The sequence below is a fragment of the Crateriforma conspicua genome, assembly GCF_007752935.1.
GTDB lineage: Bacteria > Planctomycetota > Planctomycetia > Pirellulales > Pirellulaceae > Crateriforma > Crateriforma conspicua.
In genome coordinates this window covers 4,730,227-4,747,861 of record NZ_CP036319.1, presented here as the reverse complement: position 1 = coordinate 4,747,861, position 17,635 = coordinate 4,730,227, and the positions used below count along the sequence as shown (strand labels likewise).

Sequence of the window (17,635 nt, the reverse complement as noted above, 5' to 3'; positions counted from 1 at the left end):
GTGAGCGTCCGGCGCCTTGCCGTTCAGTTGACCGGCGACGCTGGCGTCACTGGTTCGTTTTGGCCGACAACCAGCGTGAACCTCCGCCGGGAAACGCGGCAAAGCAGATCACGATCATGGTCAACGCGATCGCGATCGGCGGCGGCGCGACGACATAGAGGCAAACCGACAGTAAGGCCAGCCAAAAAATTGGATGGGATAAGACGGTTTCGATCGATCTTCGGTGAGGCCACACCAGCACGGTGATGATGACGGTTACAAACAGGATCAGCACGTTGTTCAACAGCCATCTCAAATCCGCTTGTGCCACTTGGTGAAATTGCAATCGTGATCGCCAAGCGTCGTCATTGATCAACGCTTCGTTTGGCACAACGGTGTTGGGACCATCGATGACTCGAGCCCATATCGTGGCAAAATTTCCGGATGTGGACCCCGCGGGTGAATCGCCTTCGTCATCCAGCGGAACGTCCAGTGAAATTGCGACAGCGGCAAAGCGGTCACGCAACTGTTGCCAGCGTTGATCTTGTTCCGAATCGTCGTTGGAAATCATCCGCAAACGCGCTTGTTCGAGCGACCGAAATTCTTCGGCCCAGTCGGTCAGCCACGTCGCCATTTCCGCAGCCGGCTTTTCGGCAATCAAATCTTTTGCCCCGTCGACCACGTCAACGATCGATTCGGCCAACGCGAACAATCTTCGTTGGTTTTCATCGGCGATCCAATCACTGATGACTTGTCCGTTTCGATCATTGCCGCCCGATGACGATGCGTATTCGGTCAGCGTTTGCAGGGTCAATGACGAAACGCCCGGACGACCGGTTGATGAAACATCGTTCGAATTCGTTTCGGATACCGACCAAGGCTCCGGTGCAAAGCTTGGTTCAACCACCGGCAGGATGGCGGACAAATCAGATGTCTTGGACCCAAACGCGTCCGACGGATACTCGAACAAAACGTCGACGATCTGCGGCAGTTCGGCGTAGGCCAAGCCGACGGTCACACCGTTGGTCTGTTCGCCGTTGGTCTTGTCGGTTCCGCTAATCAACGCGGTTCTGGCGACGGCGGGTCGATCGTCGACGGAGGCACGTAAGAAGTTCGCCAGGCTGGGGTAATGAATTTCCAACGACAGATCGGATTCGGGCACGACGAAGTAGCGGCATGCCACCAGGGTGCTGTCGGGGCGTACGATGACGCGAATGTCTTGGGTGGCCACCGAAAGTGGTCGGTTATTACGTGTCTGGCTGACCAGGTCGACCGACCACTGATCGGACCGGATGGAATACCGACCGGCTGATGCATCGGGGGACGCCGCCGCTTGGGTGGATGACTTGTTTGGGTCGACGTTCGGGCCGGGCACGGTGGCTTGGATGCGGTCGACACCATTGGTTCGCCACTGTAGCGGTTGCCCAGACGCCTGCGATGGCACTTCCACGACCGCACGTCGTACGGATACATCACGGATTTCTAAATCGGGAACGGCGATGGATCCGCGGTCCACGGTGGATAATCGTCCGGTCAGGCGATACGACGTGTTGCCGGCATCACCGATGGGGCGGCGAACGCGAATCCATTGGCGACTGGCGTCGGGGCCGGGTTGCTGCAGCCATCGATCGGCGCCCTGGACGTTCAAGTCAATCGACCACAATGCGGGAACCGCGATGTCGACGATCTCCGGTGCACGAGGTCGGAAATCAATCTGGAATGCAAAGCCCCACTCGCCGTCGATTTGTTCGATACGAGTGGTGGTGTCACAGCGGTACCTGACGCCTTCGGTTCGGATCCACATCGGTTGCCCGGACCAAGACGGAGATTCCTGGCCCGGCCGCGTGGTCCAAGCGGCGACTTGGACCCAGCCTTTGTCGTTCAATTCGGCGCTGGAGAAACCAGTGGTCGAATCAGCCACGGTTTGCCCCGGCCAAGCACTGGTGGTTGATTCGCCGTCCCGTGTTGGCTCCTTTGCACCGGCGGGCGAAGTACCAATGGTGATCTCAGGATCTCGCGTCACGACATGCTGGACGGACGGCGTCGTCAATTGCATGTCGCCCGGACCCGGCCAGATCGAAAGGTCGGTCCAGACGAAGGGGGCATCGGAGCGCAAACGTCGCGTGGCTGCGATCGACAGTCGCGATCGAATCGCTGCTTCCGCGGTGACGCCCGACGATTCAGCCGCACCTTTGGCCTGAGGGGCTTTGACCTGCACCAGAAAGGTCTGGCGATTACCACGACCATACAAGACGCGTGTCACAGCTGCTTCACCGTCGACCGTGACCGAATGCAATTCAAATCCGGGCGGCAGCGTCACCGGAAATTCGGTGGGGCTTTGTGCCGACGAAAGTGACAGCAACGTCGTGTAGCGATATTGCAGTTCGACCACGTCCGGCCTGCTTTGTCCGGGAAAATCAGGCCGGTCGTCGACGTCGCGCAGATGCAGGTGATGAATCGACTCGGAAAGGATCGGTGGTCCCGGTCGGATGCGGAGGATCATCTTGGGGATGACACCGGAGAAGACTTGGACCGATTGCGCCACGCTGCGGAAACCGTTCCAGGACGCGAAGAACTGGTCGGGCGTCATCGCTTCGTTGGTCCGCTCGGTGACCACCGCGTTCGACTCGGTTTCAAACTCGGTGCTGATGTCCGGCGCGACCCCCATGGCCACATAAACGGGCGTGACAGGATCTCCGCCGGCCGGCAGCGCCGACGGCAGGACCAAATCGGTGCGCAGGGCGGTTCCCGATTCGGGGAACGCCGCTCCCGATCCGTCGACATCGATCCGAGGCGACGAATCACAGGCCGGACAGGTAACGGCCACCAGTCGGATCGGCTGATCGGAAGCCGCGATTCGCTGATAATCGACCAGCGTTCGCCCGCTGGACGTGAACACCGAGTCTACGATTCGCCAACTGTCGGAAATCAGCGTTGGTGGTGAATCCGAAAACAAGACTTGGACTCGATCACCCGCTTCGGTTTTTCCAAGCGGTGTCAGTTCATAGTCAATGACGGTTTGGTGACGTCCGACCTGAACATAGTAGCGACGCTGAAGAACATCTTTGCGAGCCGACGTTTCGGTCAAGTCCGACTGATAATCCAAGCTAATCCGATCGATGGGACCCAGCACGGCCGAACGCAGTCGACCGCTAAGATCATTTTCGATCGGACCAACGCACCGGTTCAATCGGATGTTGTCCCAGCCGCGTTGATCGACGACCAACAATTGGGCACACGCGATACGCGGAATCGGCATCGCCAGACGAACGGTGGAACCTTCGCGTTCAATCGACGGCACCAGTGTTAAACGCAAACGGACTCGATCGGTCGACGGAATCGTCACCACCGTCCAGGCGTCGGCTGACAATCCGTTGGCGTTGCCGTTGGTGGCGCCGGCATCGGACGACTTTTGTACGGTGCCAGATGCTGGAAGGCCACCCACGCCGGATGCCGCGTCCGTGTCGCTGTCGGGTGCCGCATCCTCGGCAAAGCGAACGACGCTGTTGCCTTCGTCACGTATCAGTTCGACACGTTGGATCAGGTCCGCGTCGATTGGTAAGCGGACGGAAGCGGTCGCGGTGTCCAACCGAATGTCAAACTCCGCTTCAACGGTTGGCATCGGCAATACTTCATCGGCGGCGACCTGCTGTAACTGGACGGTGTACCGAGCCGATTGGTACAACGGCGGCAGGGTGGATGAACGACGCTGGATCGATTCCCAGTGTCGCAGTGCCGCGATCGGTACATAGACGTGGTTGCCGACGATCGAACCGCTTTCATCGAAGGGCAACAGAACGTCGACCACGTCGATGGACTGCTTTGTAGGGGCCGTTTCGTTCTGTCCGATCGCCTTTGGCATGGCTCCCGAGATCGCCAACAGCGACGTGCCTAGCATCAACCAAAGTACCGACCGAGTCAGTGAGAGTGAAAACGAACCGCTGGGATCATTCTTGGAACTCTGACGTCTGTCATTTCGGTCAATCTTGCAAAGGGATGTGTGCAGCAAGGCGGCCACAAGCCAGGGCACCAGAATCCAGCCGACAAATGCCACGGTGAACTCGGTCCAAAGCAGACAGAACGTGGCCAGCAACAACGCAATCGCCGCGGACAAGACCAACTGCAATCGGCTGACGAACCATCCGGCCGCGAAGAATACGAAAGCACCACAGCAGCCCAACGCAAACAGTAGTTCTCTGCGCAACAGCAACACGGTCGTCGCCGGTGTCACGCGGATCCCAGCGACGCTATCGTGACGTGGCCGGAATAAATCACTTAGCAGCATGGTTTCCGATGACGGCAACAACCGCATCGACGATTGCCAGACGACACCGCGTGGTCGAATCCACGGCACGCGGCATTTGCGGGCTGACCAAGTGCCCAAACGGCTGCGAACAAACGTCAATCGAATGGTGTCACGTTGTCCCGGCGCCGTCGCAGGCAAGCGAATCGGGTGCTGGGGGATCTGGCCGACTTCCAACAGAGACCCGTTTCGCCGAACCGTTTCCAATTGCAAGTCCAGCGGCGTATCGATGACGATCGTCTGGTCAGATGAAATCACCAACTCGGATCGTATTTGATCGCTGCCGCGACTGGACACGATCATTTCAGTGTCTTGCTGCCAAACGTCGGTACGTCCAGGATGCGCGGGCCGACGACGCAATCGAATGGCGACTTGATCGTCAGGGTTATAACGCAAACGCTGCAAAAAACGCGACTCCGGTGCAGCTGCTTGTTCGATCGGAAGCGGCGTTGGGGTGATCGTTCCCGATGAAGCGGTGGCAAACAACGGGTCTTCCAAAAGAATCGATGCGTCCTGTTGTCCTGCGCCAGTGACCGATGGTAACTGCAGACGAATGCCGGAATTTGCGATCGCGTACTGGCGGGTGCCGACCAGCGTCATTGTGGTCGCGGTGGGCGCTGCAATATCGAAACGAACAATCCGTCGGTCGTTTGTTTCAGTCGTCCGCGTCTGATCCGCTCGAATCGCCGTCATCGGACCGCCACCGTCGGTCACCATTCCCCATTGGTATTCGGGCAAGTCGGCGTGATCGTCGATCGACAGTGAAAGTTCCGATGGCGCACGCCCCGATGCAATCAGGACACGGACGGTTTCAACGATCTCCGTGGCCGATTGACGGAATTCGACGTTCACCTGAGCATCGAAATCTTCCCGCGGCGGTGCCAACCGCAGCGGCGGAACTGCTGCCATATCGTTGCGAAAGAACAACGAATCGTTGGTCATGGGATCCAGGAAATCGCGGCGTCGTGATGATAGACCGTTCGGCCGGCTGGGTCGGTATGCCAATAATGTCAGGTCGTCCCAAACGCCGCTGGAGGGACGTTCGACCTGCGCGGCCAAGTCGGTGGCCACACCTTGGACACGGGCAACCCATGTCGCGGGAATGCGGCGGCGGTCCGCCAGTCGTCGTGATGGGAAACGAGCGGCAATCTCAATCAATAAACGCTGATCCACCAAATCAGCGGATTCCGGCCACAGGGTGATTGTTCCGCCACGCCGAAGCGGTCCCAAGCGTTCACGGATTCGACCGGAATTGGGAAAGCTGATCTGGTCGACTTCCCAGCCCGGTTGGATGGCCAGTTCGACGGGACTTAAACCGCCCTGCCCCATCGGCAATTCCAACAACATCTGAGCTTGGTGTTCCGGTTCATCCAGTTGTAACCGCAGGGTGGCCAAGCATTGCCCAAGTTCGCTTTGGGGCATGACCGTCAATCCGATCCATTGATTCGATGCGATCGGCGGACCTTCCCATTGCCAAACACTGGCGTCGACACCTGGTTGCACCCGAGCCAGACGCCAATGATCGGGCATTTGGCTGGACGTCAACGACATCGTGTTTTCGACGCGAATCTGCAACTGTTCCTCCGTCACCGCTTCCAGCACACCGGTGCTGCGGAACCTTGGTCGACGCAATTGGAATGGACGTTCGCCGTAGCCATCGGGGATGCAGTGCCCGCGGATCATTAATGCCAGCCCGGTGCCCTGGTCGTCTTCGCTACCGGTGCCAAAATTTGAAAGCTCACCTGCCACGTCCAGTTGTCCCGATGATGGACCACGTGGCGTAAACACAAAGGGCACCTCCAAGCCGTTGATCTCCACCGATTCGACCGAGCCCAGGGGGACATCAATCGATGGCAACCTGTCGTCCGACGGTGATTCAATGGTCAAACGGTGTTGCCACGTGATGCCCGATGCCGACATTTCCAATTGCGTTCGCACCCGTCGCACAACGATCGGGGTGGCGCTGCGGAAGGCATCCGAACGGCTGAACTGCAAACGCAAACGCTCCAACCCACCGGCGCGAACCACGTACAAGCGACGACGTGCCGAATCGTCGTCGGCAAATTCACCCGCGATGGAACCTTCTTGCCGGACCACGCCGACGTCACTGGTCAGTCCGACGTCGGCCGGTGTTTCGATCTGGAGTTCACAGTCAACGGCGATCGGGATCTGCAAGTCAAATTCGATCCCCTGTGGCGTTGCCAGTCCGCGTGCGGCCCAGCGAAATGTGGTTTCCGATGATTCGGAACGTCGCACATACAGATTGCCGGCGTGGTCTTGAAGCAATCCGGTCGTGTCGGTTCCCAACGCGAAACTGCTGGCCGGTTGAATCGCTAGATTGGTCGCACCCAACAGCACGGTCGAATGCGGTGAGGCACTGACGCTGTCGTCCGACAATTTTCCGGACGTGGGTTGGTCGCACCAAAACTGCGATTCGTCGCCGACCAGCATCAAGCCTTCCAGTCGTGCGCGATAGACCGAACGCTTGAGACTGCCGGATCCCGGTGTGTCGTCCCGGTCTGGCCGCAGTAGCGTTTTCAAGCGGTCGATTCGGACCGCTTCGAAATCATCCGGAATCAAGCGGTACTGACCCTTGTACACGCCAACGCCGCGCAACCGGCGGCCGTCAGGATCCGTCGTCGGCAATGACAGTGCATCGATGTTACGGCGGATCCAATCCGACGTCATGTCTTGTGCTTGCGTGACCGCGGTGGCATCCAAGCCGACCAGCCAAGATGCCAACAGCCACGCGGCGATCGTGCCGCGAACCGATGGAACATTCGTTCGCATGAATTCACCTCCGCCGATCATTCATTGCGCCGCGACGGAGAATCGGTTGGCTGGGGCGACGACGTCGGCTGTTGAGTGCTGGCCGGATCGTGCGGCGACAATATCGGGCCGTCTTGCGCAGGTTCGGGATCGCCGGGACGACGATCAAGCGTTTCCGTTTTGGACAGCGCGTCTGGGTCGATCGACGGTGCGGGGCTGGCTTTCGATCCGCCGCCATGTCGAAGTGCCGAATCGGATTGGACGCCGGGCCCTGTGTCGGGACTGTTTGAATGACGCGTGCTGCCGGTGGTGGCCGGCCGCGGCGTGGTGCTGGGCGACAGAACGCGTGAAGCTTGGCGGTCGGTCATCAACGCGCGAACCGCAACCATGATGACCAGCAATACCAATGAAACCACCAGCCACTGGCCGGCAAGCACGGCCGCATCGGGTGCAATCAGCAACAGACCGGCCAGCGAAAAAGCCGCAAAGACTCCGGTCATGGGGTGGCGGACGATCGGGGTTGCCGTCATCAGCGCCGCAAATCCCAAGACGATTGAACCGATCAGTAACCACAGCAACATGCTGCTGAACGTCAGCACAGAAAACGATGAAACGCTGCTGCCGACGTAAAGGTAGATGTTGCCGCCCGGCGGACGCGGCAGCGATTCAATCCCAACCCAGGTCGCCAAATTGCTGTCCGATTCGGTGGGGCGACGGGCCAGACGCCAGCGATCGAACCGCCACGACATCGCGCGGCCAATGGTCGGCGACGCCCAGACGATGTGCTGGTCACGCGGCGCGACGATTTGCCAATAAACACGTTCGGTCCCCGTGACGAACTGCAACAGCGGACGCACGGGGATCCACACCGGAGGTCGGTCCACATCAAACCAAACGTCCAGTCGCACCGTCTGCACCGCGCCGGTTGACGGCAACGTGACTTCCATTCCGCCGTCTCGCAGCCTTGCTGGAACATCTCGTCCGTCAATGGTCGCGTTGGCCGATATCGGACGCACGTCCGGTGCCAGTTCCAAGCGAAACGTTTCTCCGCCTTCGACCAGGGCGAAAACCTGTTCGTGACGTACGTTTTGCCCCAAAAAAGAACGGATCACCGCGCGGCGGACCATCGTTCGGTGCACCGATTTGGCCTTGTTCAGGACACGGACACGCAAGGGTTGGCTAGTGGGGCGGGCAAATTCCAGTTGGGAACGTCCGGGATGATCAATGGAAACCAAGTCACGTGACGCGTCGCCGCGCAGCAGCACACGGCGGACATTGCGCATCATCACCTCCGACGTGTCCGGTCGCGGCAACGCCACTGTCAAAACGCCCGATTCCGGGACCACGTCGGCGACCGGAACCCGGTAACGCCAGCGAATGGACCGGGCGCCGTCGGTCAATTGTTCCGATACGATTTCATACCGATCTTTGCCCAGCGGTCGAATCGCCGCAGACGAACCATCAACCCATACGATCCAATCGGCCAACGGATCGGTGGGCATCGGTTCGGCCGAATCATCGCTTTCTGTCTCGGCAAGCGGCGGATCTGATGAATCGTCATTCAGATTTCCCGCGGTCGAAAGCGATGCATCGGTGGTCGATTCGGAATCCGCGTCGATGGCCGGTGTGGCCGAATTGGATTCCGCTGATGGATCGCGTAGCACGCGAACCGGCAACCTGCCCTCCAAGTCGAACGGACTGGTCACCGTCCAGTCGATCGTCACCTGGAGCGCGTCGCCGTCCAATTCCAGCGTCGCGTCGCTAAGCAGTGAAACCTGTTGGGGTTGTTTGACCACGGTGCCGACCAGTCGTGTGGGCTGGCCGGTCGGCAGTATCCGGTACAACGACGTCAACGTGGACTCGACCGATCCGTCGTTGGGTTGCGTGACCGATGGATCCAAGCCGACCGACTGTTCCAAGTCGACGATCAGTCGTGATCGACCGGCGTGGATGATCCGCAAATTGGCATCCGATACCAACGTCGTGTCGTCCAATCCGATCACCCGTGGCAGTGCGACATCGACGGCCGACTGCTCCGGTGCAAGCGTTTGATCGGCGACGATTTGAAAGGCTGCCAGATCGCCGGTGTCCAATTGGCTGACTTCGATTTCACGCACGCTTCCGTCACTGAAAGCATCCAAATCCACACCGGTGTCCACGTCCACGATTGACCGGACGGTCCAATCGGAAAGGTCAACTTTCAGCCCACCGCCGCCGACCAACTGGCCGCTCGGGCGAACCGTCATCGTGGCGGTCAGTGCCGAATCATGTAGCGAAACGTCAATGTCACTGGTCAGCCGAAGCTGGCGCTGTTTCGCGGTCAGCCAAACGGGCAGCGCCACGTTGGCCCGATCCAGGTCAAAGAAATAGCTGCGGCGGGTCGACAATTCTTCGGTGGTGCGGCCGACCACGCTTTGGATCCAGGGGCGGCTGATCCAACGCAGCCGATAGTCTTCGCTGCACAGAAACCGCAATTCGCCCCGCTGAAACACTGCGTCGACCACTTCGGGGACTCGCAATGACAGTGGGGCAGTGGCGTCGGCACCTGAATTGCGGACCTGCAAATTGATGGTCAAATCCAAGCGACTGACTCGCTCGTTTTCCATCAGCGTCACCGTCATTCGGCCCGCCGATTCGCCGGGATCCGGCAGTTCCAATTCGGCGACTTCCACATTGGAATCCACCGTCGGCGTGTCTAACAACACGGTTTCTGGCGGCAACTGAATGGTGAACGACGTCAAATCCCCACGAAGATTTCGGACCGTCAATTGAGACGTCAAAATCGGTTGGTCCTGCGGTGAATCCCAGGTGACTTTGGCGTTCACGTAAGCGTCCAGCATGTCCGACGCGACCGCACGCTGTTTGACCTTGGACCATTGCAACGTGAATTGCCCACCGGCGCTGTCGACCGACAACACGGTGCGATCATCCAGTGTTCGTTGTTCGCTGACCTCGTCGCCGCGGCCGATCACCTGTGATGTCAGCCCGACGCCTTCGACATTCATGACAATCCGCGACGTCGCCACGGGTAGATCAAAGTCGACGTGGCGTAACCCGTTTTCGCCGCCGACGCGAACCACCGCTGGAACTTTGATCGTCAAGCGGCACGGACGCGTGGTCGATGACCAAAGCACAAATCCCGATCGATCGGGGGCCATCGTGATCCGATGACGACCGGCCGGTGGTGGCTGTGAAGTCGTTGTTTCGTCCAGCTCCGGTGCATCGACTTGTGGTCCTGAGGAAGGCTCGGGTTCAGTCGGTTCGGCTGGTTCGTCCTCGGTCTCGTCCGGTTCGCTGTCCGAATCATTGTCGTCGTTCGAATCAGGATCGGCGTCATCACCTGCGGAGTCACCTGCTGAAGGCTTGCTTGCCGTTGCCCGATCGTCTTGATTGTCTTGGTCTTTGGGTTCGTCGCCGTCGTCTTCGGTGTCGGAACCTCGGTCGGAATCATCCGTGTCGGTTTCCGTCGCGTTGGTTTCTGTCGTGGCGGTCGGGTCGGGTGCGGAAGAGGGTTCGGTTGGATCGTCGCCGGACAGCGTTGATTCGACGATTTCAAATTCGCCCGACGGATGAAAGTTGCCCATTCGCAGCGGAACGCTGACCCAACGACCCTGGGTCGAATCGATATCGACTGACAAGCTGACCGACAAATCCGCGCTGTCTTGTTCCACGTCACCCTGGACCGTCAACGACATGTTGCCGTGAGTCTGGGATGTCGCCCCCAAGCCCTGGGCCAGTCGGCGGATTCGTTCGAATTCTTCCCAACTCATCGCCGGGCGTACCACCGGGTCACCGGCCTCGTCCAAATACACGAACGCTTCGACGGACAACGACGATCCGGTCGGTCGCTCCGGCGACGATCCGATACCACCGTTTTCCTGCGGCCGATTCGTCGGCGGTTCGGTTCCCGGCGGTTGTGCAAGCGCCACTTTTGGCCACGCCAATGCCACCAGCGCGATCGCCAGGACGATGGCGATCCGGCACCGGTTCAGCGGTCGGCCGATTCCGGATTCCGGGCGTTGGCGCGGCGTGGGATTCATCAACGAATGAAACGGGACAAGGGTGATGGCGTGCGGCGCCGGGATGTCCGGTCGCACTCTTTGCGGCGTCGGGCGATGGCGGTCCCGATTTCGAACGCAGTTAAAGTCGCCTGCAGAGCCCCCAGTCTACGCAAACATCAACGTCGGGGTAGCAAACTGTCCCTTTCCAACTACCCCTTCGTCACCAAGTGTCGGCGTGAAGGTGACAACCGTCAAAATCGGAAAATCCCCAACCCCGCCCGCAGCCGGCGGCGACGTTCCTACGACGTAATTTTGACAACAGATCGGCACGAATTGGTTCGGGTGCGATTCCGGACCACTCCGCAGCGGCAAAGGTTCACGAGGCCAGCGGCAACGGTGAACCTTGCAATTGGTCCCACAGCTGGGCGATCAGGTCATCGTCCAGCGGTCCTGTTTGCTGGTCGATTCGAATCCACGGCCGGGCGCGTCGAATGACGCCTTTTTCCAGAAATTCACCGAACAGTCGTAGACGCATTTCCGCGTCGTCGGACAGGTCCATGGTGAAGGGGTAATCGCGTCGCCCCAACAGCACCGATGTGGCCAACGACGGACCGAAGACCGATGTCACGCATGCCGCACCGGGGCCGCTGGAATGTCCCGATTGCCGTGACCATTCCGCTTCGGCCGGAAATGTTTCGGCCGACAAACCGTCGCCGGTTGCGACAAGGTCGATCGTCGGATGGCTGTCCAACAGCGTGGTTTCGATCGAAACCGTCGTGTCGATGACCAGACCACCGGCTCGGTCGGTGAACGGATGCAACACCAGCCGCAGGGAATAGCTGCCCTGACCCTGAGGAAACCACAGGTGCCACTGGTCCCCGCGGACGAACGATTCGCCTAGTTCAGGGAACTGATCATCGCCGACCGCTTGCAAACGGACGGCCTGCTGACCGCCGCAATGAACCGAGACCGCCTGGCCGCCACCGGCGGCTTGGACACGGATTTCTGCGTCGGTCGCGTTCCAGATTCCGACACCCGGATCGATCAAATTCCACATGGGGGACGGTGCTCCGTAACGATTGACCGACGCTTGAAAAATAAAAATCGGACGAAGGTAAAGGTCCGATCAGCCGGCGTATTCGGCGCCAAAAAATTCCTTGCTGTCGTCGACCGACGGCTTGATCGTGCGACTGCCTTCCTTCCAGTTGGCCGGGCAAACTTCGCCGTTCTTTTCGAAGTATTGCAGGGCTTGGACCATCCGCAGGGCTTCATCGACGCTGCGGCCCAGCGGCAAATCGTTAACGACTTGGTGGCGAACCACGCCGTCTTTGTCGATCAAAAACAGCCCACGCAACGCCATTCCGCCGTCAAGCAACACGTCGTAGTCGCGTGAGATCTGCTTGTTCATGTCGGCGACCAGCGGGTAAGCCGTCTTGCCAATGCCACCCTCGTTTCGTGGGGTGTTCGTCCAAGCCAAGTGCGTGAAATGGCTGTCGGTCGAGACGCCCAAGATCTGAACGTCCAAGTCGCTGAAGCTCTTTTCGGCGTCGCTGAACGCGATGATTTCGGTCGGGCAGACGAAAGTGAAATCTAGTGGCCAAAAGAACAGCAAGACGTATTTGCCGCGGTAATCGCTGAGCGAGATCTCTTTGAATTGACCATCGGGCATGACGGCCTGGGCTTTGAAATCGGGAGCTTCCTGGGTGACGAGAACTGCCATGGTGTCTTTTGAAATGTTTCGGTGGGTGAAAGTTGAAAAACGATGTTTTAGCTCGGTGCGTCCACACTATTAGATGGCCGGACGCTTCCGACAACCGGCCCCTGCGGCGATGGGTCGCACCGCACGGCAAAATCCCAGCGGTTTTTCACAGCAAGGATTGTCAAAATTGTGAAATCTGGAATAGTGAAGGGCAAGGGCACTGCGACGTCACGCGGAACTTTCTGGGCGTGGGCGTCAGCACCCCCGCGGTTTGGCCGTTCTTTGAATCACCGCAATGTGTGGTGTCGAAGGATCGCAACCGCGGCATTTCCATCGGAACCCGTGATTGAAACGTTCGATGACCCAGCAACAACCAACGCAACGACAGCCCGCCACGGCTAGCGAAGACTTGCGCTCGGTCGATCGTGAATTGCTGTCTGCTTTGCGGGGTGGGCAATCGATGACCATCGGCGATCTGACCGACGCCTTGGGGGTGACCGCGACGGCGGTCCGCCAGCGGATCGATCGCTTGCTGTCGGCCGGTCTGATCGAACGCCAAAAGGAAGTCGCCGGACGCGGCCGACCGACTTACCGGTACGGTTTGACGGTTTTGGGCCATCAACGTGCCGGCGCCAACCCGGCCGAATTGGCGGATGCGATGTGGCGTGAAATCATGGCCATCGAAGACGCCGAGGTCCGAGACGCCGTGGTCGCCGGAGTGGCTTCACGACTGGGACGCCAATACTTGGCCAAGATTCGGGCAATCGCAGACGACGATGACCCGGTCCTTAGCGACCTGTCGCTGGAAGAACGCATGAAACGTTTGGCGGGCGTCTTGACCGGTGAGCGTATTGAAATGGATGTGCGGACGTTGGCATCGAACGACTTACCCGTCCTGGACATTACCGCCTGCCCGTATCCGTCGCTGACCGAAGCGGCGTCGCATGATCGTGCGATGTGTCGCTTGGAAGAACAAATGCTTTCCGAAGCTTTGGGCAAACAGGTTCAGTTAAGCAGCTGTCGTTTGGACGGTGACGACCGCTGTCAGTTTTCCGCGTCGCCCGAAACAAGCGACTCTGTGGACGACGCCAAACCAAAACAACAAGAACGCTGAACGATTCATTCGTCGGGGCCGTGGCTCCTTTTTACCTTTCTCTCGCTATACAGATTCCTACGCTTTAACCACTGCAGCGATGACTCACGTACTGAAAATTGAAGACCTGCGTGTCAACGTCGGCGACAAGCCCATCTTGCGCGGCGTGAACTTGACCCTTCGTCACGGCGAAACGCACGCCTTGATGGGACCCAATGGCAGCGGCAAAAGCACCTTGGGTTTGGCCATCATGGGACATCCCGGCTACGAAGTGGTCGGCGGCAGCATCGAATTGGATGGCCAAAACGTCTTGGACATGGAAGTCGACCAGCGTGCTCGTGCCGGACTGTTCATGGCGTTCCAGCGGCCGATGGCGATTCCCGGCGTGAAGATGGCCGACTTCCTGCGTCACGCGACGACCAACGTCCGCAACCCGGATCGTAAAGAAGGCGAAGAACTGATTCCAATGCGTGAATTCCGCAAGGAATTGAAAGAACGCATGGCCCATTTGCGAATGGACACCGAATTCGCACGCCGTTACGTCAACGACGGATTCAGCGGCGGTGAAATGAAGCGTGCGGAAATTCTGCAACTGGCCATGCTGCAGCCCAAGTTCGCGATTCTGGACGAAACGGACAGTGGTTTGGACGCCGATGCCGTGCGTCTGGCCAGCGAATCGATTGCCGACATCGGCCGTGAAAAGATGGGTCTGTTGATCATCACCCACCACGACAAACTGCTGGTCCACAATCCGCCGGAATACACCCACGTCATGCTGGGCGGCCGATTGGTGGAAACGGGCGGCAAAGAATTGGCCGAAGAGCTGCATGAAAAGGGTTACGACCGCATCCGCGCGGCTTATCCCGATGCCGAAGCCGCCAACCAAGAAATGTTGGCCGAAGAAGCTGCGGTTTAACGATAGGCGGTGCCGGGATATTCGGCACTGCCATCGAACATCGATCAAAACACTTCCATCACTCAAACGATTCAGACGGTCATCATGTCCACGGACGTTTCCGAAACCGATCAAATCGGCGAAATCAATAAGTACAATTTCCGCACGGAAACCACCGGCGTGTTCAAGGCCAAGAAGGGCTTGAGCGAAGAAGTGGTACACCAGATCAGCGATATCAAAGAAGAACCCGACTGGATGCGCAAGTTCCGTCTGGATTCGCTGAAGGAATTTGAAAGCCGTCCGATGCCCAAGTGGGGCGGTGCGATCGATATCGATTTTCAAGACATTTTTTATTACCTGAGGCCGACCGATCACCAGGGAAAGACCTGGGACGACGTCCCGCAGGAGATTAAAGACACGTTTGAGAAGTTGGGCATTCCCGAAGCGGAGCGAAAGTTCCTGGCCGGTGTGAAGGCTCAGTTCGAAAGCGAAGTCGTCTATGGGTCTTTGCAAGAAGACTTGTTTGAAAAGGGCGTCATCTTCACCGACACCGATTCGGCCGTTCGCGAACACCCGGACTTGTTGCGCAAGTATTTCGGCAAGGTGATCCCGGCCACCGATAACAAGTTCGCGGCGCTCAATAGCGCCGTGTGGTCGGGCGGTTCATTCATCTATGTTCCGCCGGGCGTCCATATCGATTTTCCGTTGCAAGCTTACTTCCGGATCAACGAAGAAAGCATGGGACAATTCGAGCGGACGCTGATCATCGTCGACGAAGGTGCCAGCGTTCACTACGTCGAAGGCTGCACCGCCCCGATGTACACCAGCGAAAGCTTGCATAGTGCCGTTGTGGAAGTCGTTTGCTTGAAGGGGTCGCGGTGTCGCTACACCACGATCCAGAACTGGGCCAACAACATTTACAACTTGGTCACCAAGCGGGCTTATGCCTACGAAGACGCGACCATGGAATGGGTCGACGGCAACTTGGGCAGCAAGCTGACGATGAAGTACCCGGCGGTCCACATGATGGAACCCGGCGCGCGTGGTGAAATCCTTTCCATCGCGTTTGCCAATGGCGGCCAACACCAGGATGCCGGTGCGAAACTGGTGCACAACGCTCCCAATACGACCGGCCAGATCATCAGCAAATCGATCAGCAAGAACGGCGGACGCAGCAGCTATCGCGGTTTGGTTCACGTCGCACCCGGTGCGACCAACAGCAAGAACAACGTCGTCTGTGATGCGTTGATCTTGGATCCCGAAAGCCGCAGCGACACGTACCCGTACATTGAAATTAGCGAGCAGGATGTCCAGATCGGACACGAGGCTAGCGTGTCACGGATCGGCGAAGAACAGATGTTCTATCTGCTCAGTCGCGGACTGACCGAGGCCGAGGCCAGCACCATGATTGTCAACGGGTTCATCGAACCGTTGGTCAAAGAGTTGCCGATGGAGTACGCCATCGAAATGAACCGCCTGATCCAGTTGCAAATGGAAGGCAGCGTCGGCTGATCCGACGCGGGCGTGATTTCGTCAATGCACAATGCTTTTGAACTTGAATCCTTAGATACATGACACAAACGACAACCATCGCATTCGACCAGGCGGGACTGGAAACTTTTCTGCAGTCACGTGATGAACCGGATTGGCTGATCGAACTGCGACGCGAAGCATGGCAACACGCCGCCGCGATGAGCTGGCCTGAGCGACGCAGCGAAGAATGGAATCGCACCGACATTCGTATTTTCCAGCTAGAAAAATACGGCGTTCCTTGCGGTCCGGTCGCTGACGATTTGCCTTCGCGTGCGCAGCTTGCCGAAGGTGTGGATCTGGCCGGCTGGATTCACACGACCGACAGCCAAGTCACCGAGGAATCGCTGAGCGAAAAATGGGCCGCCAAAGGCGTGCTGTTTGGCAGCCTGGAACGACTGTGCCGCGACCACGCCGACGTTATCCGCCCGCATTTGTTCACTGCGTTTGATCCCGACTATGACAAGTTCGCCGCCCTGCATGCGGCGTTCTGGTCGGGGGGGCAATTGTTGTACGTCCCTCGCGGTGTTGCACTAACCGAACCGCTGCACATCAGTTCGTTGTTGTCCGATGGCGGGACCGACACGACGCACACGTTGATCGTGCTGGAGGAAGGTGCCGAGGCCACCGTGTTGCATGAATCCAACGGTGTCGATGCCGAAGGCGGTGGGTTGCATTTGGGAGCGATCGAACTGATTCAAAAAGCGGGGTCGCATCTCCGCTTTGTCGACCTGCAGGAATGGGGTCAAAAGACGTACCACTTTGCGCACCAAAAAGCGGTCGTCGATCGCGACGCGTCCTTGCAATGGACAATCGCTGCGATGGGCGGACAACTGGCCAAGGTGAATCAAACGGTCGACTTGGTGGGACCGGGCGCGGATAGCCAAGTCAATGGCGTGATGTTTACCGAAGGCCGCCAGCACTTGGCCTTCCACACGATGCAGCACCATAAGGCTCCGAACTGTCACAGTGATTTCCTTTACAAATCCGCGCAGCAAGACCGCAGTCGCACGGTTTGGAAAGGAATGATCAAGGTCGACAAGGAAGCGCAAAAGACCGACGGTTACCAACGAAACGATAACTTGGTCCTGTCGAATCATTCGCGGGCCGATTCGATTCCCGGGCTGGAAATCGAAGCCGATGATGTCCGCTGTACTCACGGCAGTACGACGTCGAAGGTGGACGAGGAACAGATCTTCTACGCCCAATGCCGCGGCTTCACGCGCAACGAAGCCACGCGGATGATCGTGACCGGATTCTTTCAACAGATCTTTGATCGCATTACGATCGAAAGCGTTCGCGAGGCCCTCGGGGCGGCAATCGCACGTCAGGTCCGCGAGTACAGCTGATTCGGTCACGATCGACC

8 protein-coding genes are annotated in these 17,635 nt (G+C 58.6%); 4 read left to right on the top strand and 4 right to left on the bottom strand.

The window, feature by feature from the left end; translation table 11 throughout:
• Positions 1 to 46: 46 nt before the first annotated feature.
• The 4 genes from Mal65_RS17295 to Mal65_RS17280 form a co-directional block, all read right to left on the bottom strand.
• Positions 47 to 7,072, bottom strand: a complete 7,026-nt coding sequence (locus tag Mal65_RS17295) for a hypothetical protein (protein WP_145300314.1) — start codon at positions 7,070 to 7,072, stop codon at positions 47 to 49.
• Positions 7,073 to 7,089: 17 nt separating this feature from the next.
• Positions 7,090 to 11,091, bottom strand: a complete 4,002-nt coding sequence (locus Mal65_RS17290) for a hypothetical protein (RefSeq protein WP_145300311.1) — start codon at positions 11,089 to 11,091, stop codon at positions 7,090 to 7,092.
• A gap of 337 nt (positions 11,092 to 11,428) precedes the next feature.
• Positions 11,429 to 12,109, bottom strand: coding sequence for a hypothetical protein (locus tag Mal65_RS17285; RefSeq protein ID WP_145300309.1), 681 nt, complete (start codon positions 12,107 to 12,109; stop codon positions 11,429 to 11,431).
• Between the two features lie 69 nt (positions 12,110 to 12,178).
• A complete protein-coding gene (locus tag Mal65_RS17280) occupies positions 12,179 to 12,772 on the bottom strand; it encodes a peroxiredoxin (protein ID WP_145300306.1) in 594 nt (197 codons plus the stop codon).
• A 337-nt stretch (positions 12,773 to 13,109) separates the two neighbouring features.
• Between Mal65_RS17280 and Mal65_RS17275 the strand changes: the two genes are divergently transcribed.
• The 4 genes from Mal65_RS17275 (at position 13,110) to sufD (ending at position 17,618) form a co-directional block, all read left to right on the top strand.
• The gene (locus tag Mal65_RS17275; RefSeq protein ID WP_145300302.1) at positions 13,110 to 13,865 is read left to right on the top strand and encodes a helix-turn-helix transcriptional regulator; all 756 of its coding nucleotides are present in this window, start codon (positions 13,110 to 13,112) and stop codon (positions 13,863 to 13,865) included.
• Between the two features lie 79 nt (positions 13,866 to 13,944).
• On the top strand, positions 13,945 to 14,760 hold the full coding sequence (gene sufC / locus Mal65_RS17270; protein WP_145300299.1) for a Fe-S cluster assembly ATPase SufC: 816 nt from the start codon (positions 13,945 to 13,947) through the stop codon (positions 14,758 to 14,760).
• 84 nt (positions 14,761 to 14,844) lie between these two features.
• Positions 14,845 to 16,251: a Fe-S cluster assembly protein SufB gene (gene sufB / locus Mal65_RS17265; protein ID WP_145300296.1), complete on the top strand. Its 1,407-nt coding sequence runs from the start codon at positions 14,845 to 14,847 to the stop codon at positions 16,249 to 16,251.
• 59 nt (positions 16,252 to 16,310) lie between these two features.
• Positions 16,311 to 17,618, top strand: coding sequence for a Fe-S cluster assembly protein SufD (gene sufD / locus Mal65_RS17260; protein ID WP_145300293.1), 1,308 nt, complete (start codon positions 16,311 to 16,313; stop codon positions 17,616 to 17,618).
• The last annotated feature ends 17 nt before the right edge of the window (positions 17,619 to 17,635 follow it).